The organism is Salmonella sp. NW177 (genome assembly GCF_051811585.1).
Lineage (GTDB): Bacteria > Pseudomonadota > Gammaproteobacteria > Enterobacterales > Enterobacteriaceae > Salmonella > Salmonella enterica.
On sequence record NZ_JAMMZV010000002.1, the window covers coordinates 133,361 to 157,002 of the forward strand.

Here is a 23,642-nt window from a genome sequence, read left to right on the forward strand (position 1 = left end):
ATATCGTATTACTTCACGAAGGCAAAAAATGACGACATCATCCGCACACTATCCACAGCGTGTTCGTAACGAACTGCGTTTTCGCGAGCTAACCGTTCTGCGGGTAGAACGTATTAGCGCAGGATTTCAGCGGATCGTACTTGGCGGCGAGGCGCTGGACGGTTTCACCTCCCTGGGCTTTGACGATCACACGAAAGTTTTTTTCCCTGAGCCAGGCTGTCGCTTTACGCCCCCGACAGTCACTGAGGAAGGCATTATCTGGGGGGAGGGCGTTCGTCCGGTCTCCAGGGATTACACGCCGCTGTATGATGAGGCGCGTCGCGAGCTGGCGCTGGATTTCTTTATCCACGATGGTGGCGTAGCCAGCCGTTGGGCAATGGAAGCCCGTGAAGGCGATACACTGACGATTGGCGGGCCGCGCGGTTCGCTGGTGGTGCCGGAAGATTATGCCTGTCAGGTTTATGTCTGCGATGAGTCCGGTATGCCTGCGCTACGTCGTCGTCTGGAATCGCTTAGTCGTCTGCCTGCGCGCCCTGCGGTAACCGCGCTGGTGAGCATTCAGGATGCCGCATATCGCGATTATCTCGCCCATTTGACGGATATTACTGTGGAATATGTTGTTGGCGGCGATGAACAGGCATTGCAAACGCGCCTGTCGCAGCTGGCAATACCAGAATCAGACTATTTCATCTGGATTACTGGCGAAGGCAAAACGGTAAAACGTTTAAGTCAGTGCTTTGAAAAGGGGTTTGATCCACACCTGGTACGTGCGGCAGCCTATTGGCATCGTAAATAGCGGTATGGGGCGAGCCCTGTCAGAAACAAAAAAGCCACTCTTTAGAGTGGCTTAATTATATGATTTTAAAGCTAAAATTTGGTGGCCCCTGCTGGACTTGAACCAGCGACCAAGCGATTATGAGTCGCCTGCTCTAACCACTGAGCTAAGGGGCCGTGGCGGTGGATTATAATGTAACTTTACGCTGTAATCCAGCCGTAACCGTGCGGGTGCTGTTTTTATAAACAATGTGTTTTCAACCCGTTATACTTAAAGAACGTTGTATTGCTCAGGAGTAATAATGGTTAAGGACATACTGGCGCCAGGGCTACGGGTGGTTTTTTGCGGCATCAATCCGGGACTCTCCTCGGCGAATACCGGCTTTCCGTTTGCGCATCCCGCGAATCGTTTTTGGAAAGTTATTCATTTGGCCGGTTTCACCGATCGACAGTTGAAACCGGAAGAGGCGGAAAAATTACTGGATTTTCGCTGCGGGGTAACGAAACTCGTCGACCGACCGACGGTACAAGCGACTGAGGTGAAGTTGCATGAATTACGTAGCGGCGGACGCAACCTGATTGAAAAAATAGAGGACTACCAGCCCGCGGCGCTGGCGGTGCTTGGTAAACAGGCTTTTGAACAGGGATTCAGCCAGCGCGGTATCGCCTGGGGTAAACAAAAGATCGCCATTGGCGCGACGATGGTGTGGGTGTTGCCGAATCCCAGCGGCTTAAACCGAATTAAAACGGAAAAACTGGTCGAGGCCTATCGCGAACTGGATCAAGCGCTCATTATGCGTGGGCTATAGCAATGGGGAATGAGGGCGCGAATACTCGCGCTGTGTAGAAATTCTGCAGGCCAAATAGGGCGCTTGCGCATGGCCTGATAAAAAAACGCCGCCTTGCGGCGGCGTTTATACGTGTGCGGCGAATTAATCGTCGAGGAAGCTGCGCAGCACTTCAGAACGGCTCGGGTGGCGCAGTTTACGCAGCGCCTTCGCTTCGATCTGACGGATACGTTCGCGGGTAACATCGAACTGTTTACCCACTTCTTCCAGCGTGTGGTCGGTGTTCATATCGATACCGAAACGCATACGCAGCACTTTCGCTTCACGAGCGGTCAGGCCAGCCAAAACGTCGTGAGTGGCGGCACGCAGGCTCTCGGTAGTGGCTGAGTCCAGCGGCAGCTCGAGGGTGGTATCCTCGATGAAATCACCCAGATGCGAATCTTCATCGTCGCCGATCGGCGTTTCCATTGAGATAGGCTCTTTGGCAATCTTCAGCACCTTACGAATTTTATCTTCCGGCATCAGCATGCGTTCAGCCAGCTCTTCCGGCGTTGGCTCGCGGCCCATCTCTTGCAGCATCTGGCGAGAAATACGGTTGAGCTTGTTGATGGTCTCAATCATATGCACCGGAATACGGATGGTGCGCGCCTGATCCGCGATAGAGCGGGTGATCGCCTGACGAATCCACCAGGTAGCGTAGGTGGAGAACTTGTAACCACGACGGTATTCAAATTTATCAACCGCTTTCATCAGACCGATGTTGCCTTCCTGAATCAGGTCAAGGAACTGCAAGCCACGGTTGGTGTATTTCTTGGCGATAGAAATAACCAGACGTAAGTTCGCTTCAACCATCTCTTTCTTCGCACGGCGGGCTTTCGCTTCCCCGATAGACATGCGACGGTTGATGTCTTTCACCTGTTCGATGGTCAGACCGGTTTCTTCTTCAATCTGCCGCAGTTTTTGCAGGCAGCGTTGCACTTCTTCCGCGACATCGTGCAGTTTTTCCGACCACGGTTTGTTCATCGCGATAGCGGCGTTGAACCAGGTTTCGCTGGTTTCGTTACCGGTAAACAGCGTGATAAAGTTCTTCTTCGGCATTTTGCACTGCTCGACGCAGAGCTTCATGATCAGACGTTCCTGAGTACGCACGCGATCCATCATCACGCGCATACTGTTGACCAGATAGTCGAATTGCTTCGGTACCAGACGGAACTGTTTGAACACTTCAGACAGCTTCAGAATCTCTTCCTGCGCGGCAGCATGGCTGCGGCCTTTCGCTTTGATGGTGTCGCGCGTAACGACGTATTGCGCGCGCAGCTCAGCGAATTTTTCGCGTGCCAGTTCAGGGTCAATGCTGTTGTCGTCATCGGCGGCGTCATCGTCGCCGTCTTCTTCATCTTCGTCTTCGTCATCATCCAGGTCTTCCTGGGAGAGTTCAGAACCGACGTGAGTTGCGGTCGGCGCCATCTCTTCTTCCGCGTTCGGATCGACAAAGCCGGTGATAAGATCGGACAAACGAGCCTCTTCAGCCTCAACGCGATCGTACTGTTCCAGCAGATAGGTAATGGCTTCCGGGTATTCGGCAACGGAGCATTGAACCTGGTTGATCCCGTCTTCGATACGTTTAGCGATGTCGATTTCGCCTTCCCGGGTCAACAGTTCAACAGTGCCCATTTCACGCATATACATGCGTACCGGGTCAGTCGTACGACCGATTTCAGACTCAACACTGGACAGAACTTGTGCAGCAGCTTCTTCCGCATCTTCATCGGTGCTGGTGGTATTTTCAGCCAGCAGCAGATCATCGGCATCAGGCGCTTCTTCCATTACCTGAATACCCATGTCGTTGATCATTTGGATGATATCTTCAATTTGATCTGAATCGACGATATCTTCCGGCAGATGGTCATTGACCTCAGCATAGGTCAGATAGCCTTGCTCCTTACCACGGGTGACAAGAAGTTTCAGCTGTGACTGCGGGTTTTGCTCCATAAGACGGTATCCACACTTATTCGTTTGATTGGTGTCGACGGTATAGCTGTCGACATTTAAAGCGAGGGCATACTTATATTTTGGCCGCTGCCTCTCACTGCGGCTGTCGGGGGCTTCCCGATCGATATGCGGCATTTAAGCCGTTAAATTCATTTTCTGGCCAGCTCCTGGTTTAACGTCCAGAGCTCTCGGCGTTCTTCGCTGCTTAAACCATGAGTGCGATCGCGAGCGATCAGCTCTTCTTGTCGCAGTTGCAGCAGCGAATCAAACATATGGTTGAGTGAGTCGGTAAAGGTCTTTTCGGCAATCGCCTTATCTGCTATATCGTCCCACATCGATAATTTTTCAAGGGTCGCAGCATCATTTGTGCCACGGTAGAGTTCCAGAAGTTGTCCGGTAGTAAGACCTGGCTGAGCCAAACAAGTTTTGACCAATTCTTTAAATAAGCCAAGTCCAGGCAGCTTATTCTGATCCAGCGCGTCTAAGGGCGGTACTAACGGCGCGAGATCCGGATTTTGCACCAGTAATCCTATCAGTATACGCATGGTCGTGCGTTTTAGCTGCGGAGCCGGGCGGGAAACGCCGCTTTCCGCCTGTTTTGGCACTAAACGATCAAGCTGACTATCATCGAAAATGCCTAACTTCAGCCCCAACGTCTGGCGCAGCTGAATACGGTGCGCGTCGCCAGGCACCTGATTAATGAGCGGCAGCGCCAGTGCGGCTAACTGCGTGCTGCCATCCGGCGAGCTTAAATCCACCTGCGGCAGGAGGCTATTAAACAGAAACGTAGAGAGCGGCTGCGCCTGCTCCATCCGCGCTTCAAAAGCCGCCTTGCCTTCTTTACGCACCAGTGTATCCGGGTCTTCGCCGTCAGGTAAAAACATAAAGCGTACCTGCCGACCGTCGGTCATATAAGGCATTGCTGTTTCCAGCGCTCTCCAGGCGGCATCACGGCCAGCCCGGTCGCCGTCGTAACAGCAAATCACGTTGTTCGTCGCCCGGAATAACATATGCATATGGTCTGCCGTGGTTGAGGTACCCAGCGAAGCGACCGCATAGTTAATGTCGTATTGCGCTAGTGCGACGACATCCATATAACCTTCGACCACAAGCAAGCGTTGCGGTTCAGCACTATATTGCTGAGCCTCATAAAGACCATATAGCTGGCGGCCTTTATGGAAAATGTCCGTTTCCGGAGAGTTAAGGTATTTCGGCGTGTCGTTCCCCAGAACTCGGCCGCCAAAACCAATCACCCTGCCGCGTTTGTCCCGAATAGGGAACATGACCCGATTACGGAAACGATCGTAAGTGCTGCCCTGCTCGTTATTGACCAGCATCCCGGCATCCAGCAACAATGCCTTGTTATCGCTGTTATTACCGAAGCGCTTTAACGCGTTATCCCAACCTGGCGGCGCGAAGCCAATGGCGAAACGCTGAATAATTTCAGCGCTCAGACCGCGCTTTTGCAGATAGTCACGCGCAGGTTTTGCCGCAGGATGGGTAAGCGACTGCTGATAAAAGTCATTCAGACCATTCATCAACTGATAGAGGTTTTGCCGTTGATGGCGCTCTATCTGGCTAAGCCCGGTGCCTGCTTCATAGGGAATTTCCAGGTTATGCATGGCCGCTAATTCTTCGACGGTTTCGACAAATTCGAGCTTGTCGTAATTCATCAAAAAGTCGATCGCATTGCCATGCGCGCCGCATCCAAAGCAGTGATAAAACTGTTTTTCACCGTTTACAGTGAAAGAAGGGGTTTTCTCATTATGGAATGGACAACACGCGTGATAGTTCTTGCCCTGTTTCTTGAGTTTTACGCGCACGTCGATCAGATCGACGATATCGGTTCTCGCCAGCAGGTCATTAATGAATACGCGTGGGATTCGTCCAGCCATATGCCCCTTTTATACACGTCATTCTTCAGGCTGCCGTAGTGTTGGCTACGTTCGCTCACCCCTGTCGCTGACTTGCGTAAGCGCCGGGGACTTGCTCTCTTGCCGCCTGGACGCAGCATGAATGATTTTGTGTATATGCTAATGCATAAACGAAAACAAGCCGCGCATTCCTTTCGGAAGCACGGCCTTACAACTACAACTCGATCTGAATTGAGAGCAGCCCGCTCTCAAAAGATTAGTACAGACGAGTACGGCGTGCGTTTTCGCGAGCCAGTTTCTTCGCGTGACGTTTCACTGCAGAAGCTTTAGCGCGCTTACGTTCGGTCGTCGGTTTTTCATAGAACTCACGACGACGAACTTCCGCCAGAACACCTGCTTTTTCGCAGGAACGCTTGAAGCGACGCAGAGCTACGTCGAACGGCTCGTTTTCACGTACTTTAATTACCGGCATGTGCCTCTCACCTTTGATTAATTCGGTTTGCCGCTGGCATCAACGCCAGCTTATTTCAAAATGGTGCGGAATTTTACTGCAATTGCTGCTGCTTTGTAAAGCACCGCGGCCTTTTTTGAAAGGGACTTTTATAAGGGGAGGGAGTATACACGAAGTCGGGACTGAGGGTATACATCCACCCGCATTCGACCTACACTGCGCGGTATTAGAGCGAGGTAAAACAAGTCATGCGTGTACTGGGTATTGAAACATCCTGCGATGAAACCGGCATCGCTATTTACGACGACAAAAAAGGTCTGTTAGCCAACCAATTGTATAGTCAGGTGAAATTACATGCTGACTACGGCGGCGTAGTGCCTGAACTGGCTTCCCGCGATCATGTGCGTAAAACCGTGCCGCTGATTCAGGCGGCATTAAAAGAAGCCGGTTTGACGGCGAGCGATATCGACGCGGTGGCCTATACCGCAGGTCCGGGCCTGGTCGGCGCGCTGCTGGTCGGCGCAACCGTCGGGCGTTCGCTGGCATTTGCCTGGAATGTGCCGGCCATTCCTGTACACCATATGGAAGGTCATCTGCTGGCGCCGATGCTGGAAGATAACCCTCCGGAGTTCCCGTTTGTGGCGCTACTGGTCTCCGGCGGACATACGCAGCTCATTAGCGTGACCGGAATCGGTCAGTACGAACTGCTGGGAGAGTCGATTGACGATGCCGCCGGTGAAGCGTTTGATAAAACCGCCAAATTGTTGGGGCTGGATTATCCTGGCGGCCCGATGCTGTCGAAAATGGCGTCGCAGGGGACGGCGGGGCGTTTTGTCTTTCCGCGCCCGATGACCGATCGTCCGGGGCTGGATTTTAGTTTTTCCGGTCTGAAAACCTTTGCCGCTAACACCATTCGTAGTAATGGCGACGACGAACAAACTCGCGCTGATATTGCGCGCGCTTTTGAAGATGCGGTCGTGGATACGCTGATGATCAAGTGCAAGCGCGCGCTGGAAAGCACCGGTTTTAAGCGTCTGGTCATGGCGGGCGGCGTCAGCGCTAACCGCACGCTGCGCGCGAAGCTTGCCGAAATGATGCAAAAACGCCGCGGCGAAGTGTTCTATGCGCGTCCGGAGTTTTGTACTGACAACGGGGCGATGATCGCCTATGCCGGAATGGTGCGGTTTAAGGCGGGCGTTACGGCGGATCTTGGCGTAACGGTACGTCCGCGCTGGCCGCTGGCCGAGCTGCCGGCGGCGTAAAAGCGGAAAAGGGGGGCGACATCATGCCGCCCCAACGGGTTTACAGCAAAACGACGGGCATCCACAACAGCCCGGTGACGATCAGCAGCACCAGGAAGATCAGGCCGAAAATCGCGCCTAACCACGCCAATGGTGGAAGAGTGACGCGCGGCGGATTCGATATGTAAGCCCATCACCGAGCTATTGCCGGTCAACCCTTGTGGGCCGATCCCCAGACGGTTGCGGCCCTCTTCCAGACGCAGCTCCAGCTCAATCTTTCTGGCGTTTCTTTTTCAGCTTCGTCCAGATTTTCGTCTCCTGACGACGCCACAGACGCTGGATGTTGTCATGATGGCGCAGCAAAATGAGACATGACAGCATCGATACCGGGAAGGTGAACTGCGGTTTAAACCACCAGACGTAAAACGGCGCAATCAAGGCGCTGACAATCGCCCCTAACGATGAATAACCGCTTAACAGGACCGTCAGCAGCCAGGTGCCAGCCATGACGCCGGTTAAATCCCAGCCGATAGGCGCAATGGCGCCAAATGCGGTTGCTACGCCTTTCCCACCTTTAAAGCCAAAAAAGACCGGCCAGATATGCCCCAGACAGGCGGCGATAGCGATAAGCCCCAGCCAGAAAGGGGTAACGCCTAACGCATACGCGCCCCAGACGGGCAACATGCCTTTAAGGATGTCAAAAATAAGTACCGCGACAGCCGCTCCCTTGCCACCGATTCGTAATACGTTCGTCGCGCCCGGGTTGCCGGAGCCGCTTTCACGCGGATCGGGCAGCCCGGCGATGCGGCAAACCAGAATGGCACTGGAAATTGAGCCGCAGAGGTACGCGAAGAGGATCATTCCAGGCGCGATTGCACTCATAAGCTGTTCCGTATTGAAAGTGTCGTTTTATTTACTATTTCTGTGGATAATACGCACATTTCGCCGGAAGTGGTATCCGGGTTAGCCAAAAAGCAGGCAGGTCGTGATGGATATTGTATTTATAGAGCAACTTTCGGTAATCACCACTATCGGTGTTTACGACTGGGAACAGACTATCGAGCAAAAACTGGTGTTCGATATCGAAATGGCATGGGATAACCGCAAGTCGGCGAAAAGCGATGATGTCGCAGATTGTCTAAGTTATGCGGATATCGCCGACACGGTGATAAATCATGTCGAAGGCGGTCGTTTTGCTCTGGTCGAACGCGTGGCGGAAGAGGTGGCGGATCTGCTGCTTAGCCGATTCAATTCTCCGTGGGTTCGCATCAAACTGAGCAAGCCTGGCGCCGTCGCGCGCGCGGCGAACGTAGGGGTAATTATTGAGCGTGGCAATAATCTGAAATAAAAATAAATAATTTTATATTTTTTAAACCAAACGGTTATATATGGGGTCTTAACGCGAGATCCATTTTTGCAGTGTTTTTCATTTTAGGGGTTTATTGATGAGCGATATGCACTCGCTGCTGATAGCGGCAATTTTGGGTGTGGTCGAAGGATTGACGGAGTTTTTGCCGGTATCCAGCACGGGCCATATGATTATTGTGGGTCATCTGCTGGGGTTTGAAGGCGATACGGCCAAGACATTCGAAGTGGTGATTCAACTTGGATCTATTCTGGCGGTCGTGGTGATGTTCTGGCGGCGGTTGTTTGGTCTCATCGGTATTCACTTTGGCCGCCCGCTACAGCGTGAAGGTGAAAGTAAAGGTCGATTAACGTTGATTCACATCCTGCTGGGCATGATTCCGGCGGTGGTGCTGGGGTTAGTCTTTCATGACACGATCAAGTCGCTATTTAACCCAATTAACGTGATGTACGCGCTGGTGGTAGGCGGTCTGTTGCTGATTGCCGCCGAGTGCCTGAAGCCGAAAGAACCGCGCGCGCCGGGGCTGGATGATATGACGTATCGTCAGGCGTTTATGATTGGCTGTTTCCAGTGTCTGGCGCTGTGGCCGGGCTTCTCGCGTTCCGGAGCGACCATTTCCGGTGGGATGCTGATGGGCGTCAGCCGTTACGCCGCCTCTGAGTTCTCGTTCTTACTGGCTGTGCCGATGATGATGGGCGCAACGGTTCTGGATCTCTACAAAAGTTGGTCATTCCTGACCGCAGCGGATATTCCGATGTTCGCAGTGGGCTTTGTGACGGCGTTTGTGGTGGCGCTGATCGCCATCAAGACCTTCCTGCAACTGATTAAGCGTATCTCGTTTATTCCGTTTGCGATTTACCGCTTTGTGGTGGCGGCTGCCGTTTACGTTGTCTTCTTCTGATGATTGACCGTGCCGGATGGCGGAGTACCGCCTTGTCCGGCCTAACTGTTTTGTCGGTCTGATAAGCGCAGCGCCATCAGGCAATTTATCGTGCCGGATGGCGTTTAGCTGGCGGGGTTCGGGCAGCGCTTCTCTTTCCAGCTGGCGACCGCTGCAATTCGTCGCTTGGTCAGCTCCTCGCGAATCTCAATGCCCTTAAATCCGGCCTCCACCACCTCTTTCGTCGGTACCGCTTGGGCCACCTGCCAGGCTTCGCGCAGCCAGCGCCCCTGCGGGTAATCCGACGCTTCAAATCCGGTACGTCCACGGACATCGGCTTCGCTGGTCAGCGCAATCTGCTCGACGCGCTGCGGTTTACGCCATGCATCAATGGCGTCAAACAGCTTAACGATCGTTTTCGGCTGGAGTATCGGAAAGGTGTGGATCAGATCGTGGTATTCGGCGACCAGTTTAGCTAAATCACGCAGGTCATTGGGGACGCGCAAACGCTGGCATAACTGTTCGACCAGTTTCACGCCCGCCGGGCCGTGGCCATGATGGCGCGGCCAGAGGTTTTTCGGCGTTAAGCCTTTGCCCAGGTCATGACAAAGCGTGGCGAAACGGACATCAAGCTGCGGACTGAGCATGGCGGCCATCGACAGCGTCATCAGCGTATGAACTCCGGTATCAATTTCCGGATGCCACTTTGCCGGCGCGGGCACGCCAAACAGGGCGTCGATTTCCGGAAACAGGACGCGCAGGGCGCCGCAGTCGCGCAATACCTGGAAGTAAACCTGCGGATTGCGGGTGGTAAGCGCATTTTCCGTCTCTTTCCATACCCGTTCCGGCGTCAGATGTTCCAGCTCGCCTGCTGCGGTCATTTCGCGCATTAGCGCCAGTGTTTCATCGGCGATACGGAAACTCAGATGAGCGTAACGGGCAGCAAAACGCGCCACGCGCAATACGCGCAAGGGATCTTCGCCAAACGCGGGAGAGACATGGCGCAGTAGACGTGCCTCCAGATCCCGGCGCCCGTGGTAAGGGTCGATAATCTGGCCGTCATCGTCGCGCGCCAGAGCATTAATGGTCAGATCGCGACGCTGGAGATCGGCTTCCAGGGTAACGTCCGGCGCGGCATAACAGGTGAAGCCCGTGTAGCCGGAACCGGATTTACGCTCAGTACGCGCCAGCGCGTATTCTTCGTGAGTTTGCGGATGGAGAAACACAGGAAAATCACGGCCTACCTGCTGGTAGCCCGCATCAAGCATCTCCTGCGGCGTGGCGCCGACAACGACCCAATCTTTATCTTTAACCGGTAGCCCTAACAACGCATCCCGAACCGCACCACCGACCAGATAAATCTTCACGCCACTTTCCTTTTAAAAACGATCATCCTCTAATGATAAGACAGTGCCGCAGAGAAGGCGATTTAGTTCATCCAGCGGTCTTTGCGTTTACGGCTTGGGATCATATGCGGCAGCACCAGCCCTAACAGCAAGCCAATACCCAATACGCCGCCGCCATACATAAACCACTGCATAATAATGGTGCGCTGTTTGTCATCCAGTTGCAGATTCGCGGCGCTCACTTTTTTCTGCGCGACAATCAGCTCGTTTTTCAGCTTCTGGTTCTCTTCTTTTAGCCCGTTGATGACGCTGTCGCTTTGCGCCACTTTCTGCTGCATATCGGCGGTGCGCTGATTCCACGTGGTATCAATATTGTTGAGTTTATCGGTCAACGTTTTGACCTGATTTTCCAGATCCGGCACGCGGGTACGCAGGCTTGGCGTAGTATTCAGTTCTTTTAACGGTATCCAGGCAGTACGACCAGAACTGTCTTTGATTTGACCATAGTTGGCATCGCTCTGTAAGAGCGTGACTTCCTCGCCGGCGTTGACGGTACCCACAAGGCGATAATTATCTCCCGGACCGCTGCGGACCCAGGTATTCAGTTCATCAGAAACGTAACGCGTCTCTTCAGCATGAGAGACGGCGGTGGCGCTAAGCGCAAGTAAAGTTAGTCCAATCAGGCGTAATTTTGGCATCAGGCTGTCGTTATTGTCAGAGAAAGTGGAACGATAGTAACGGCATCAGTGTCGCTACGCAAAGTAGTCGACATCAATCGGAATCATCTGTGTCGCCTTTGCCGCTACGTCAAACTTTTACGCCCGTCAAATTGCTCGTTGCATGGCAATTTGGCGCAAAATACTATCTACTGACAAAAATAATGCGGGTAAGTTCGCCAAGAATCTTCCCAGATGTGACATAACCCATAAGTACAAGGCCATGGCTCAGGAAATCGAATTAAAGTTTATCGTCAATCACGACGCCGTAGATGCGCTGCGAAATCATCTTCATACGCTCGGCGGCGAGCATCATGCGCCCAGCCAGTTGCTGAATATCTACTTCGAAACGCCTGATAACTGGCTACGCCGCCATGATATGGGGCTGCGTATTCGTGGTGAAAATGGGCGCTATGAAATGACCATGAAAATTGCCGGCCGGGTAACGGGCGGGCTGCACCAGCGACCCGAATACAATGTTGCGCTAAGCGAACCCGTGCTGGATCTGACGCAACTTCCGGCGGAGGTCTGGCCGGATGGCAAACTGCCTGTCGGCCTGGCATCAAGCGTACAGCCGCTGTTCAGTACCGATTTTTACCGGGAAAAATGGTGTCTGGACGTTGACGGCAGCAGGATTGAAATTGCGCTCGATCTCGGCGACGTAAAAGCGGGCGAGTTTGCCGAACCGATTTGTGAGCTGGAGCTTGAGTTGCTTCGCGGCGATACGCGCGCCGTGTTAAAACTGGCGAAGCAACTGCTGTCGCAAACCGGTTTGCGTCAGGGCAGTCTGAGTAAGGCGGCGCGAGGTTATCACCTGGCGCAGGGGAATGCGCCGCGAGAGAATACACCAACGGCAATTCTGCGGACTGCCGCGAAAGCCACGGTAGAGCAAGGGCTGGAGGCCTCGCTGGATCTGGCGTTGTCACAGTGGCAGTACCATGAAGAGCTCTGGCTGCGCGGCGACGAGTCGGCGAAAGAACACGTGCTGGATGCTATGGGATTAGTGCGCCATGCCTTAATGCTTTTTGGTGGCATTGTTCCGCGTAAAGCGAGCGCTCACTTACGTGATCTACTTACCCAGGCGGAAGCGACGATGACATCCGCGGTGTCCGCCGTCACAGCCGTTTATAGTACGCAAACGGCGATGGCGAAACTGGCATTGACGGAATGGCTGGTGACGAAAGCCTGGCAGCCATTTCTGGACGCGAAGGCGCAGGCCAAAATGGCCGATTCTTTTAAGCGTTTCGCCGACATTCATCTTTCTCGTCATGCTGCTGAATTAAAAAAAGTTTTTGGACAACCGCTGGGTGATAAGTATCGCGACCAGTTGCCGCGTTTGACTCGCGATATCGACAGCGTTTTACTGCTGGCCGGGTATTATGATGCGATGGTCGCGCAGGCATGGCTGGAAAACTGGCAGGGATTGCGTCACGCCATTCTTACCGGACAACGTATTGAAATTGAACATTTCCGTAATGAGGCCATTAACCAGCAGCCGTTCTGGTTGCACAGCGGAAAACGATAATCAGAACCGTAGAAAGCGCCTGATGACGCTGCGCTTATCAGGCTTACGGTATGCGGACTTGTAGGCCGGGTCAGGCGAAATGCCGCCATCCGGCATTATTTAAAGGATATCCCCTAAATGACGCCGCTCTCTTCACCCTTATCGCAGTACTGGCAGACCGTTGTTGAGCGCCTACCAGAAGGATTTACTGAGACATCGCTTAGCGTGCAGGCGAAGTCAGTACTTACATTTAGCGATTTTGCGCTGGATAGCGTGATAGCGCATCCGGAGTGGCTTGCCGAACTGGAATCCGCATCGCCGCAGGCTGATGAATGGCGACATTATGCTGGCTGGTTACAGGAGGCGTTGGCAGGTGTCTGTGACGACGCCTCGCTGATGCGTGAACTGAGGCTTTTTCGTCGTCGCATCATGGTACGCATCGCCTGGGCGCAGACGCTGTCGCTGGTGGACGATGAGACTATTTTACAACAGTTGAGCCATCTGGCGGAGACGTTCATTGTGGGGGCGCGCGACTGGCTGTATGCCGCCTGTTGCCGCGAATGGGGAACCCCCTGTAACCCGCAGGGCGTTCCGCAGCCGCTGTTGATTTTAGGCATGGGCAAGCTGGGCGGCGGCGAACTGAATTTTTCGTCTGATATCGATCTGATTTTCGCCTGGCCGGAACATGGCGAGACCCGGGGCGGGCGTCGTGAACTCGATAACGCCCAGTTTTTTACGCGTCTCGGGCAGCGGCTGATCAAAGCGCTGGATCAGCCCACAATGGATGGTTTTGTCTATCGGGTGGACATGCGCCTGCGACCGTTTGGCGACAGCGGCCCGCTGGTACTGAGTTTTGCCGCGCTGGAGGATTACTATCAGGAGCAAGGACGCGACTGGGAACGCTACGCCATGGTGAAAGCGCGGCTAATGGGCGATAACGACGACGCCTGGTCTCGTGAATTACGCGCCATGCTGCGGCCTTTCGTTTTCCGCCGCTATATCGATTTCAGCGTCATCCAGTCGCTACGTAATATGAAAGGGATGATCGCCCGCGAAGTGCGACGCCGCGGTTTGAAGGACAACATTAAACTTGGCGCGGGCGGTATTCGGGAAATTGAGTTTATCGTGCAGGTATTCCAGCTCATCCGCGGCGGACGCGAGCCGTCGCTACAGTCGCGTTCGTTACTGCCGACGCTGGATGCTATCGCTGCGCTGCATTTGCTGCCTGAGAATGACGTGGCGCAACTGCGCGTGGCCTATCTTTTTCTACGTCGTCTGGAGAATCTGCTGCAAAGCATCAATGACGAACAGACGCAAACGTTGCCTGCCGACGATCTGAATCGGGCGCGGCTGGCCTGGGGAATGAAGGCGGAGAACTGGCCGCAGCTTGTTGGCGAACTGACGGATCATATGGCTAATGTACGCCGCGTATTCAACGAATTAATTGGCGATGATGAAGCCGATACCCCGCAGGAGGAAGAACGTTCAGAGCCGTGGCGTGAAGTATGGCAGGATGCGCTACAGGAGGATGATTCGACGCCAGTGCTGGCGCATTTAGCCGATGAGGATCGGCGACAGGTTCTGACCCTCATCGCTGACTTCCGTAAGGAACTGGATAAACGCCCTATCGGCCCGCGCGGGCGGCAAGTGCTGGACCAACTGATGCCGCACCTGCTTGCTGATGTCTGCTCTCGCGAAGACGCCGCTGTTACGCTATCGCGGATAACGCCGTTGCTGGCGGGGATTGTCACTCGCACCACCTATCTGGAGCTGCTGAGCGAATTTCCTGGCGCGCTAAAACACCTGATTATGCTCTGCGCCGCTTCGCCAATGATAGCGAGCCAACTGGCGCGTTATCCGTTGTTGCTTGATGAACTGCTCGACCCCGGCACGCTTTATCAGCCGACGGCTACCGACGCTTACCGCGACGAATTACGTCAATATTTACTGCGCGTGCCGGAAGAAGACGAAGAACAACAACTGGAGGCATTACGCCAGTTTAAACAGGCACAGCTTTTGCGAATTGCGGCGGCGGATATTGCCGGTACGCTGCCGGTGATGAAAGTGAGCGATCACCTCACATGGCTGGCAGAGGCGATGATTGATGCTGTGGTGCAGCAGGCGTGGACGCAAATGGTTGCGCGTTATGGTCAGCCAGCGCATCTGGATGAACGCCAGGGGCGGGGGTTTGCGGTTGTCGGTTATGGCAAGTTGGGCGGATGGGAGCTGGGCTACAGTTCCGATCTGGATCTCATTTTCCTGCATGACTGTCCGATGGACGTCATGACCAACGGCGAACGCGAAATCGACGGGCGGCAGTTTTATCTGCGCCTGGCGCAGCGCATTATGCATCTGTTCAGTACGCGCACCTCCTCCGGCATTTTGTATGAGGTGGATGCGCGTCTACGCCCCTCTGGCGCGGCGGGAATGCTGGTGACTTCAGCGGACGCGTTTGCCGATTATCAGCAGCATGAAGCCTGGACCTGGGAACATCAGGCGTTGGTACGCGCTCGCGTGGTATATGGCGACCCGCAGCTTACCTCACAGTTTGATACGGTGCGCCGCACTATCATGACGACGGCGCGCGACGGCAAGACATTGCAGACTGAAGTGCGTGAAATGCGCGAGAAAATGCGGGCGCATCTCGGCAATAAGCATCGTGATCGTTTTGATATTAAAGCTGATGAAGGCGGTATTACGGATATTGAGTTTATCGCGCAATATCTGGTACTGCGCTACGCTCATGAAAAACCTAAATTAACGCGCTGGTCTGATAACGTGCGCATCCTGGAGCTTCTGGCGCAAAACGGCATTATGGATGATCACGAGGCGCAGGCGCTGACGGTAGCCTACACCACACTGCGTGATGAACTGCACCACCTGGCGTTGCAGGAGCTTCCCGGTCATGTGGCGCAGACGTGTTTTAGCAAAGAGCGCGCGCTGGTGCAGGCAAGCTGGCGGAAGTGGCTGGTAGCCGTTTGAATTATGCTATTATCGCGCGCAAATTTTGAATCTCTCAGGAGACAGGAATGAAAGTAAATCTGCCAGCGTTTGAACGTGCAGGCGTCATGGTTGTGGGTGATGTAATGCTGGATCGCTATTGGTATGGCCCCACTTGCCGTATTTCACCGGAAGCGCCGGTGCCCGTGGTTAAGGTAAATACCGTTGAGGAACGCCCGGGCGGCGCGGCGAACGTGGCGATGAACATTGCGTCTCTGGGAGCGAACGCCCGTCTGGTCGGCCTGACGGGTATTGATGACGCCGCGCGCGCGCTGAGCAAAACGTTGGCAGAGGTCAATGTGAAGTGCGACTTCGTTTCTGTGCCGACGCATCCGACGATTACCAAACTGCGCGTGCTATCACGTAATCAGCAGCTCATTCGTCTTGATTTTGAAGAAGGCTTTGAGGGCGTGGACCCACAGCCGTTGCATGAGCGTATCAACCAGGCGCTGGGATCGATCGGCGCGCTGGTATTGTCCGATTATGCCAAAGGCGCTCTGACCAGCGTGCAGACTATGATTTCCCTGGCGCGCCAGGCGGGCGTGCCGGTGCTCATCGATCCGAAAGGAACGGATTTTGAACGTTACCGCGGCGCCACGCTGCTGACGCCAAACCTTTCTGAATTCGAGGCGGTTGCGGGGAAATGTAAAAGCGAAGACGAACTGGTTGAACGCGGCATGAAGCTCATTGCCGATTACGACCTTTCCGCGCTGTTGGTCACGCGTTCCGAACAGGGAATGACGCTGCTGCAACCGAATAAAGCGCCGCTACATATGCCGACGCAGGCGCAGGAAGTTTATGATGTTACCGGTGCGGGCGATACGGTGATCGGCGTGCTGGCGGCGACGCTGGCGGCGGGAAATACCCTGGAGGAGGCGTGTTATTTCGCCAATGCGGCGGCGGGCGTAGTGGTAGGTAAACTCGGGACGTCAACGGTTTCCCCTATTGAGCTGGAAAACGCAGTGCGCGGACGCGCGGATACCGGCTTCGGCGTCATGACCGAAGAGGAGTTGAGACAGGCCGTCGCCAGCGCGCGTAAGCGTGGCGAGAAAGTGGTCATGACCAACGGCGTTTTCGATATTCTGCACGCGGGCCATGTCTCTTATCTGGCGAACGCGCGCAAACTGGGCGACCGCCTGATTGTTGCGGTCAATAGTGACGCCTCGACTAAACGCCTGAAAGGCGAAAGCCGTCCGGTTAATCCGCTCGAACAGCGTATGATCGTGCTGGGCGCGCTGGAGTCAGTCGACTGGGTTGTCTCTTTTGAAGAGGATACGCCGCAACGACTGATTGCCGGTATTCTGCCGGATCTGCTGGTAAAAGGCGGCGACTATAAGCCGGAAGAGATCGCGGGCAGCGAAGAGGTCTGGGCCAACGGCGGCGAAGTCATGGTGCTGAACTTCGAAGATGGTTGTTCCACGACCAATATCATCAAAAAGATCCAGACCGAGAGCGAGAAGTAAAACCGCGACATCAGGCGTTACAGACGCGGCGGGCGCTGATTTTGAAGGCGCGTCGGACATTTTGTTTCGACGCGTATCTCGCGGTTGACGCTGCTTTTTTTTCGACCTAAAGTAAAGGAATAAGGGTGAGAGGGGATCTCTCCCCCCTCTGATTGGCTGTTAGTAAGCTGCGAAACTTATCAGTAACAGAACAATCAGTATGATGACCTGTTGCATCATAACCCTTTCCTTATTAAAGCCCCTTCCTCGGGAGGGGCTTTCCCGTTTCAGCCCCTTGCTGACATCGCGATTGTTGGTGAGTGGCCTGTCTGGCGCAAGGGCTTTCTCCCGCCGATTTTGCGTTACTGGATCGCCCACGCAAAATGGCCTGCTGGTCATAACGCTTTGTACAGACAAGGTGGAAAAAAGATAAAAAAATCCCCGGCCTTATGGCCAGGGACAGGAGATATAGCGGGGGGTTATTGCTCTTTTACCGTTGCTTCGCGATTAATCTCATCCGTTGCCGATGAAACCAACGGCGTGGTCAGCGCCTTTAGCGAGCCGCCAGCGATGCCAATCTCGTTTAACAGCGAATCGATCAGCGGCGCCTGGGTACGATAGGTGAGCGCGGCAGATAACGCTTGTTCCGCCAGGTTTCCCCCGTTAGCGCCGCCAGCGGCGACGTCGCCCGCCGTCGCGCCGCGATTGAGGCCATCGACCTGAATAATCTTAATGCCGTCGATGGATTTCATCGGTTCAACAGACTTCTCAATAACAGCAGGCAACGATTGTAAGAGCGCTAGTTTAAATTTGAGGCTGGTTTGTTCGTCAGAAAGCACGTTGATAGCGTCATTCAGCGCCCGTTGCGCTTCGGCTTCCGCCAGACCTTTTTTACGCGTTGCTTCCGCCAGTTCGATGATAGCGGCGGCTTGCAATTCTGCCGCTTCTTTCTCTGCTTTTGCCCGGACGGTCAGTTCGACCGCTTTGGTTTCCGCATCCTGCGCCGCGGCGATCAGAGCGACCTGCTTGGCGCGATCCGCTTCGGCGGTCTGGCGGGTGGTTTCTACGTTTTGCTGGGCGCGAACCGCATCGGCCAGCGCGTCGTTGGCGCGCGCTTCCGCTTGTGATTGCTGCTCGGATTTGGCGGCAATGGCGATAGATTTCGTCTGGTTGGCGATTTCTGTCACCTGTTGCTGTTCGATCTCTTTAATACGTACTTCACGCTCGGCCTCAACTTTCCTGGACCGTACTGCTTGCTCACGTTCGATCTCCGTCTCCTGGATCTGCCGCTCAGCAAGAATGCGCGTCTGTTCTGCTTCACGATGGCGCTCGGCCTCAAAAGCGGCAATTTTGGCGTTTTGTTCGGCGGTGCGGGTTTTAACCTGTTGCTCCTGCTCCAGAGTCATAAAGGCTTCTTGCTGCTCGATTTCCAGCTTGCGTTCAAGCGCGTCGCGGTTCTTTTCGCGCACCGCCACTTCCACATCCTGTTCCACTTCATTACGTTCACGACGGCGGCGTTCGGTTTCCTGCGTCAGTTTCGTCAGACCTTCGGCATCAAAGGCATTGTTTGGATTGAAATGCTCTTTGGACGTTTGGTTAAAGTTGGTTAAGGAGACGCTTTCCAGCTCCAGGCCGTTTTTCGACAAATCTTCCGCAACGGTGTTTTGTACGCCCTGAACGAAGTTTTCACGCGTATCCTGTAGCTCATGCATCGTCATCTGGGCTGCGGTAGCGCGTAAGGCGTCAACGAATTTATCCTCAACCAGCATACGCAGATCTTCCGGCGACAGCGTTCGCTGGCCAAGCGTTTGTGCGGCGGTAGCAATACCTTCAACAGAGGGTTTTACACGCACGAAGAAAGCGACGACCACGTCAACGCGCATACGATCTTTGGTGATCAGGCTATCGACGGTAGCACGGCTGACTTCAAGTTTTAGGGTATTCATATTGATCGGAATAATTTCGTGAAAGATTGGCATCACAATAGCGCCGCCGCTCATCACCACTTTTTGCCCGCCAAGCCCGGTACGGACAAACGCCTGTTCCGCAGATGCGCGGCGATAGAGGCGAGCAAAAATGATCCCGATAATTAGTAAGACGATAACCGCCACGATGGCGGTAAACATCCATGATGGCAATATGCCAAAAACATCATCCATTATGTAAGTTCCTCTCAATTAGACATAGAAGGTACGCTCAGCCAAATAACGCGTTGCGGAAAGTCGGCAGACAATCAGCACCTTGTCTCCTTTTTTAAATTCTTTTCCCTTTTCGGGTTCCAGCAGTAAATAGTGAATCTGGCCGAACTTATCGGTAAATTTTCCTTCGCAAGGTGTACCGGCGACGGCGGCGTGGCCGGTAATAATCGCCATGCCGCCGATAAATTCCTCTTCCCGGAGGGCGGAGCTTTCATCTCTGGGTAGCCAGGGCGCGAGGATTTTTCCGCTGTAATGCACGGCAAAGACCGACAGGACAATGCTCAACGGGACCAGCAGCAGATTGCTGAGTGGCGCCTGCCAGAGCATGATCCCGCCATGCTGGATGAGGATGCCGAAGAGGCCGAAATAACCGGCCAATAGACAGAGGACGACCAGGGCGGGAACGCGTCCAATATTCAGATAATGAAGCGCCTGGCCCGCAGGGCCGGATGACAGGGCGTCATAATGATCGAGATGGGCGTCGAGCGCGCCTGAAAGAAAGTGGCCAAAAATCAGAGAAATCATCTCCAGCACGCCGATAAAGAAAACGAACGCGATGGCAAACAGATAGGGGCTGTTATACTCCGCAAATAAGGTCATATTTTCTATCCTTGTCGCCGCCTTCAGAAGGGTGTTCGCGTGATAATTTTCATGCTTGTTATTTCACTGCGTTACAATATCATGTGACCCATATCTCCTTAAGTCCGAAAAGCGATTTATCCGTCGTTATCTTTGGTGAATATTGTGATTTTGCGCATTAAATTTGCGCACGTTATGTATAAAACCGCCGTACATATAGGGAAATACTGAAATCAGAAAAAGCATATAGCCTTAACAGAATTCAATAACTGGAGGGTATGCTGATGAACAACAATAACGTCTATTCATTAAATAATTTCGATTTTCTGGCGCGCAGTTTTGCCAGAATGCAGGCGGAGGGGCGTCCTGTTGATATCCAGGCGGTAACCGGCAATATGGACGAGGAGCACCGCGACTGGTTTTGCAAGCGTTACGCGCTTTACTGCCAGCAGGCGACTCAGGCGAAAAGGTTAGAATTAGAACACTAATGCAGGCTCCCTTTACAGGCGCAGGGCATTATTCAGATCTTATATGAGCGGGCCGTCAGGCCCGTTCACGTTTTTACTCTTGTGGATCGACTGGCGGGATGGCGGGCGCAGGTTTTACTTCTTCAGGCTTGTCGCGAGCTTCCAGTTCGCTGAGGCGTTGCTCCAGCAGCGCCAGTTTTTCCCGGGTGCGCAGCAAGACCTGAGTCTGGACATCAAACTCTTCGCGGCTCACCAGATCGAGACGCGTCAGCTGAGATTGCAGCGTTTGACGGATTTTTTTCTCGATATCTTCCCCGAACTCGCGAATACCTTTCGGCATTGACTCATGAACCTGGCGTGCGATTTGCTCAATTTTTTTCGGGTCAATCATTGTGGTTTCCCTGAACTGGTAAGTGTTAGCTCTTATTGTAGTGCGATATGTGGACGCCATAAACCAGAATTGTGTGACGTCATACGGAGTAAAGGCGTTGATGAAGGTAATCAATAGCGTTATAGTTAACCCGCTTATTCTCAGGGCGGGGCGAAATTCCCCACCGGCGGTAAATCAGCGATGTTTAACGCATTTCTCATCACGGCGCGCCGTGACGGAACGCGGAGAGCAGGTTGAAAGCCCGCGAGCGCTTTTTGCCATAGCGAAAAGGTCAGCAGATCCGGTGTAATTCCGGGGCCGACGGTTAAAGTCCGGATGGGAGAGGGTAACGATCCAGTCGGGCATGGACCCGCTCACGTTATTTTTTTGCCGCTTGTCGGCACTCCTAAGACTGCCCTGATTCTGGTAACCATAATGTTAATGAGGTTTTTTTACCATGAATCAGACGCTACTTTCCTCTTTTGGTACGCCTTTTGAACGTGTTGAACTTGCACTGGATGCGCTGCGTGAAGGACGCGGTGTGATGGTGCTTGATGATGAAGATCGTGAAAACGAAGGCGATATGATTTTCCCCGCAGAGACGATGACCGTAGAACAGATGGCGTTAACCATTCGTCACGGTAGCGGTATTGTTTGCCTGTGTATTACTGAAGATCGTCGTAAGCAGCTCGACTTGCCAATGATGGTGGAAAACAACACCAGCGCCTACGGCACCGGTTTTACCGTGACCATTGAAGCCGCAGAAGGCGTGACCACTGGTGTTTCCGCCGCTGACCGTGTCACTACGGTGCGTGCGGCAATTAAGGATGGCGCAAAACCGTCCGATCTTAACCGTCCGGGGCACGTTTTCCCACTGCGCGCTCAGGCGGGCGGCGTGCTGACGCGCGGCGGTCATACGGAGGCGACCATCGATCTGATGACGCTGGCCGGTTTTAAACCTGCAGGTGTACTGTGCGAGTTGACTAACGACGATGGGACGATGGCGCGCGCGCCGGAGTGTATCGCGTTTGCAGGCCAGCATAATATGGCGGTAGTCACGATTGAAGATCTGGTGGCTTACCGCCAGGCGCATGAGCGCAAAGCCAGCTGATCGAACGGATCATGGTTGAAAAAAGCCGATGAGATGTCATCGGCTTTTTTGTATTCCTTCGGTGCCATATTGTTCAGTTTCAAAGAACGACGAATAAGCTGAATGGTAAAATTATTGTGAGAAAAGCAGAGGCCTGAATGCAGACCTCTGCTTTGGTTTATCTATTCAGGTTATTTGCCTCTGGCCAGTTTCAATGCCCAGGCGCCGCTCATCACCAGCAGCAGAATCAGGCACAACCCAAAGGCCAACATACATGCCTGCGCCATGTTCATAAAGTGCCAGGGCGGAAGCAGATACCAGCCTTCGGACTGCTGGTAGAGATCGACAAACCACTGCTGTACGCTACTGAGCGTTACGCCATCAGGGACGATAGGCGCGTCATAACCGCAGTCTCCGGTAGGTTTAAACCACTCCGGTGCCCATTCCGCCAACGGTAAGTTGAAAGGAAAGGTCGGGTCAGTCGAACATCCTTGCACGCCAAAAAGTGAATCGGGGTCCGCATTATGTACCGCATGATGGATACCATTAAGCTTAATAGAAAACTTAATGCCCATAATGCTGCCATAAAACGCCGCGATGCAGCCAATCAGCTTCAGCACGATATTTTTGGGATTTATCGCCGCAATCACCCCGCCAATTACCATCACAAACATCGCGTAACGAATGTAAACACACTGTTCGCACGGCGCCATGTAGAGATAGATTTGGAAGAACGAGTGCGCCAGGATAATTAACCCTCCCATCGCGATGGCCATTAACAGCCACAGAAAGCGCTGTTCCTGCCATCTCACCAGCGTATCTACTGGTCTTGCGCGTAGGTCTCGCCATAATCCCTTAATAAAATCCATAATCGTTTCCCTGCTTATTTTTTAGTGGCCAGTTCCCGAACGAGCTCAGCCATAGAATCGATGGATTTGATGTTTTTGGTATAGATAAGGTACTTGCCGTTGACGACGTAAGCCGGAACACCCTGAATTTTGGCAACGTCATAGGCGGCTTTCCATTTTTCCAGCGTCTCCTGAACGGCAGGATCTTTCAGCGCCGCTTCAAAATCAGCCTGGCTCATGCCTGCGGCGTCCAGCCCGGTTTTAATAAATGCCGCCGGATCTTTCCCATCTGACCAGCGCTCTTTCTTATCATGGTAAGCCGCGTACCAGGCGAACTTCGCTTTTTTGAATTGTGATTTAGCATCAAATAACGAAATCCCGGCAGCTTTATCTTTGGCGATCAGGACTGCAAATACTTCGCTGGCCTGTTTGCCATATTCGCCTTTTGTTTCCAGGTGGAACGGAGTGAACGTAACGAGATCGGCTACTTTATCAGAAACCGGACCTGTTACGGCTTTGTCATATTTGTAGCAGAAAGGGCAGGCGTAGCTAAATACCTTAATCAGCGTTTTATCCGCATTAGGAATCGGTTTCTCCAGAACCATATAATCTGTGCCCTCGGTAAAAGCCGATGCCGCAAAAGGAGTGACCAATGCCGCGGTTAATACTACGCTTTTAAATAAAGAGGTAATCCATTTAGATGACATATTAATTCC

At 53.5% G+C, this 23,642-nt stretch carries 23 protein-coding genes, 1 tRNA gene, 1 pseudogene and 1 riboswitch; of the genes and pseudogenes, 11 read left to right on the top strand and 14 right to left on the bottom strand.

The window, feature by feature from the left end; all coding sequences use genetic code 11:
• Window positions 1-28 precede the first annotated feature (28 nt).
• Window positions 29-796 (top strand): siderophore-interacting protein, encoded by a 768-nt coding sequence (locus NA986_RS07300; protein WP_079940862.1) that lies wholly within the window; start codon window positions 29-31, stop codon window positions 794-796.
• 79 nt (window positions 797-875) lie between these two features.
• On the opposite strand, the gene NA986_RS07305 is transcribed toward NA986_RS07300, so the two are convergent.
• Window positions 876-951 (bottom strand) — tRNA-Ile (locus tag NA986_RS07305).
• Window positions 952-1,076: 125 nt separating this feature from the next.
• Here NA986_RS07305 and mug point away from each other — a divergent pair.
• Window positions 1,077-1,583, top strand: a complete 507-nt coding sequence (gene mug / locus NA986_RS07310; RefSeq protein ID WP_000237776.1) for a G/U mismatch-specific DNA glycosylase — start codon at window positions 1,077-1,079, stop codon at window positions 1,581-1,583.
• Between the two features lie 123 nt (window positions 1,584-1,706).
• Here the strand turns inward: mug and rpoD are convergent, their stop codons facing one another.
• The 3 genes from rpoD to rpsU all read right to left on the bottom strand — a co-directional run bounded on the left by rpoD (window position 1,707) and on the right by rpsU (window position 5,900).
• Entirely contained in the window at window positions 1,707-3,689 is a 1,983-nt protein-coding gene (rpoD, locus tag NA986_RS07315) for an RNA polymerase sigma factor RpoD (RefSeq protein ID WP_001120159.1), read from the bottom strand.
• Between the two features lie 14 nt (window positions 3,690-3,703).
• Window positions 3,704-5,449: a DNA primase gene (gene dnaG, locus NA986_RS07320; RefSeq protein WP_000918865.1), complete on the bottom strand. Its 1,746-nt coding sequence runs from the start codon at window positions 5,447-5,449 to the stop codon at window positions 3,704-3,706.
• Between the two features lie 235 nt (window positions 5,450-5,684).
• Complete coding sequence (gene rpsU / locus NA986_RS07325) at window positions 5,685-5,900, bottom strand: 30S ribosomal protein S21 (RefSeq protein ID WP_001144069.1); 216 nt, start codon at window positions 5,898-5,900, stop codon at window positions 5,685-5,687.
• A gap of 227 nt (window positions 5,901-6,127) precedes the next feature.
• On the opposite strand from rpsU, the gene tsaD reads away from it, so the two are divergent.
• Both tsaD and NA986_RS07335 read left to right on the top strand, forming a co-directional pair.
• A complete protein-coding gene (gene tsaD / locus NA986_RS07330) occupies window positions 6,128-7,141 on the top strand; it encodes a tRNA (adenosine(37)-N6)-threonylcarbamoyltransferase complex transferase subunit TsaD (protein ID WP_001264391.1) in 1,014 nt (337 codons plus the stop codon).
• Between the two features lie 23 nt (window positions 7,142-7,164).
• On the top strand, window positions 7,165-7,308 hold the full coding sequence (locus tag NA986_RS07335; protein ID WP_012219240.1) for a hypothetical protein: 144 nt from the start codon (window positions 7,165-7,167) through the stop codon (window positions 7,306-7,308).
• On the opposite strand, the pseudogene NA986_RS07340 reads toward NA986_RS07335, so the two are convergent.
• Both NA986_RS07340 and plsY read right to left on the bottom strand, forming a co-directional pair.
• Window positions 7,264-7,407, bottom strand: a pseudogene (locus NA986_RS07340) (fumarate hydratase); the annotation flags it as partial. The gene NA986_RS07335 and the pseudogene NA986_RS07340 sit on opposite strands and share 45 nt — an antisense overlap.
• Window positions 7,391-8,002: a glycerol-3-phosphate 1-O-acyltransferase PlsY gene (gene plsY / locus NA986_RS07345; RefSeq protein ID WP_001272784.1), complete on the bottom strand. Its 612-nt coding sequence runs from the start codon at window positions 8,000-8,002 to the stop codon at window positions 7,391-7,393. The pseudogene NA986_RS07340 and the gene plsY, both read right to left, overlap by 17 nt.
• 106 nt (window positions 8,003-8,108) lie before the next feature.
• On the opposite strand from plsY, the gene folB reads away from it, so the two are divergent.
• Window positions 8,109-8,468, top strand: a complete 360-nt coding sequence (gene folB / locus NA986_RS07350) for a bifunctional dihydroneopterin aldolase/7,8-dihydroneopterin epimerase (RefSeq protein WP_000355776.1) — start codon at window positions 8,109-8,111, stop codon at window positions 8,466-8,468.
• 97 nt (window positions 8,469-8,565) lie between these two features.
• On the top strand, window positions 8,566-9,387 hold the full coding sequence (gene bacA / locus NA986_RS07355; RefSeq protein WP_001281933.1) for an undecaprenyl-diphosphate phosphatase: 822 nt from the start codon (window positions 8,566-8,568) through the stop codon (window positions 9,385-9,387).
• Between the two features lie 104 nt (window positions 9,388-9,491).
• Here bacA and NA986_RS07360 read toward each other — a convergent pair whose 3' ends face one another.
• Together NA986_RS07360 and NA986_RS07365 are read right to left on the bottom strand one after the other, a co-directional pair.
• Window positions 9,492-10,733: a multifunctional CCA addition/repair protein gene (locus NA986_RS07360; protein WP_000708449.1), complete on the bottom strand. Its 1,242-nt coding sequence runs from the start codon at window positions 10,731-10,733 to the stop codon at window positions 9,492-9,494.
• Window positions 10,734-10,795: 62 nt separating this feature from the next.
• Complete coding sequence (locus tag NA986_RS07365; protein WP_001125344.1) at window positions 10,796-11,410, bottom strand: TIGR04211 family SH3 domain-containing protein; 615 nt, start codon at window positions 11,408-11,410, stop codon at window positions 10,796-10,798.
• A gap of 241 nt (window positions 11,411-11,651) precedes the next feature.
• On the opposite strand from NA986_RS07365, the gene NA986_RS07370 reads away from it, so the two are divergent.
• The 3 genes from NA986_RS07370 (at window position 11,652) to hldE (ending at window position 17,395) form a co-directional block, all read left to right on the top strand.
• Window positions 11,652-12,953 (top strand): CYTH domain-containing protein, encoded by a 1,302-nt coding sequence (locus NA986_RS07370; protein ID WP_000046216.1) that lies wholly within the window; start codon window positions 11,652-11,654, stop codon window positions 12,951-12,953.
• Window positions 12,954-13,070: 117 nt separating this feature from the next.
• Entirely contained in the window at window positions 13,071-15,914 is a 2,844-nt protein-coding gene (glnE, locus tag NA986_RS07375; protein WP_023215697.1) for a bifunctional [glutamate--ammonia ligase]-adenylyl-L-tyrosine phosphorylase/[glutamate--ammonia-ligase] adenylyltransferase, read from the top strand.
• A gap of 47 nt (window positions 15,915-15,961) precedes the next feature.
• Window positions 15,962-17,395, top strand: coding sequence for a bifunctional D-glycero-beta-D-manno-heptose-7-phosphate kinase/D-glycero-beta-D-manno-heptose 1-phosphate adenylyltransferase HldE (hldE, locus tag NA986_RS07380; RefSeq protein ID WP_000867682.1), 1,434 nt, complete (start codon window positions 15,962-15,964; stop codon window positions 17,393-17,395).
• A 159-nt stretch (window positions 17,396-17,554) separates the two neighbouring features.
• Here the strand turns inward: hldE and NA986_RS07385 are convergent, their stop codons facing one another.
• The 3 genes from NA986_RS07385 to NA986_RS07395 all read right to left on the bottom strand — a co-directional run bounded on the left by NA986_RS07385 (window position 17,555) and on the right by NA986_RS07395 (window position 20,172).
• Window positions 17,555-17,614: a type I toxin-antitoxin system Ibs family toxin gene (locus NA986_RS07385; protein WP_111754053.1), complete on the bottom strand. Its 60-nt coding sequence runs from the start codon at window positions 17,612-17,614 to the stop codon at window positions 17,555-17,557.
• 239 nt (window positions 17,615-17,853) lie between these two features.
• Complete coding sequence (locus NA986_RS07390) at window positions 17,854-19,533, bottom strand: flotillin family protein (RefSeq protein ID WP_000342879.1); 1,680 nt, start codon at window positions 19,531-19,533, stop codon at window positions 17,854-17,856.
• An 18-nt stretch (window positions 19,534-19,551) separates the two neighbouring features.
• The gene (locus NA986_RS07395; RefSeq protein WP_000171739.1) at window positions 19,552-20,172 is read right to left on the bottom strand and encodes an OB-fold-containig protein; all 621 of its coding nucleotides are present in this window, start codon (window positions 20,170-20,172) and stop codon (window positions 19,552-19,554) included.
• Between the two features lie 257 nt (window positions 20,173-20,429).
• Between NA986_RS07395 and glgS the strand changes: the two genes are divergently transcribed.
• The gene (gene glgS / locus NA986_RS07400) at window positions 20,430-20,639 is read left to right on the top strand and encodes a cell surface composition regulator GlgS (RefSeq protein WP_000928927.1); all 210 of its coding nucleotides are present in this window, start codon (window positions 20,430-20,432) and stop codon (window positions 20,637-20,639) included.
• A gap of 73 nt (window positions 20,640-20,712) precedes the next feature.
• Here glgS and ubiK read toward each other — a convergent pair whose 3' ends face one another.
• Window positions 20,713-21,009, bottom strand: a complete 297-nt coding sequence (ubiK, locus tag NA986_RS07405) for a ubiquinone biosynthesis accessory factor UbiK (protein ID WP_000566824.1) — start codon at window positions 21,007-21,009, stop codon at window positions 20,713-20,715.
• Between the two features lie 132 nt (window positions 21,010-21,141).
• Window positions 21,142-21,340: riboswitch (FMN riboswitch) on the top strand.
• 105 nt (window positions 21,341-21,445) lie between these two features.
• Here ubiK and ribB point away from each other — a divergent pair.
• Window positions 21,446-22,099 carry a 3,4-dihydroxy-2-butanone-4-phosphate synthase gene (ribB, locus tag NA986_RS07410; RefSeq protein ID WP_001076978.1) on the top strand — a complete coding sequence of 218 codons (654 nt, stop codon included), beginning with the start codon at window positions 21,446-21,448 and terminating at the stop codon, window positions 22,097-22,099.
• 170 nt (window positions 22,100-22,269) lie between these two features.
• On the opposite strand, the gene dsbI is transcribed toward ribB, so the two are convergent.
• Both dsbI and NA986_RS07420 read right to left on the bottom strand, forming a co-directional pair.
• Complete coding sequence (dsbI, locus tag NA986_RS07415) at window positions 22,270-22,947, bottom strand: protein-disulfide oxidoreductase DsbI (RefSeq protein ID WP_000345576.1); 678 nt, start codon at window positions 22,945-22,947, stop codon at window positions 22,270-22,272.
• A gap of 14 nt (window positions 22,948-22,961) precedes the next feature.
• Window positions 22,962-23,633 carry a thiol:disulfide interchange protein DsbA/DsbL gene (locus tag NA986_RS07420; protein ID WP_000096230.1) on the bottom strand — a complete coding sequence of 224 codons (672 nt, stop codon included), beginning with the start codon at window positions 23,631-23,633 and terminating at the stop codon, window positions 22,962-22,964.
• Window positions 23,634-23,642 lie beyond the last annotated feature (9 nt).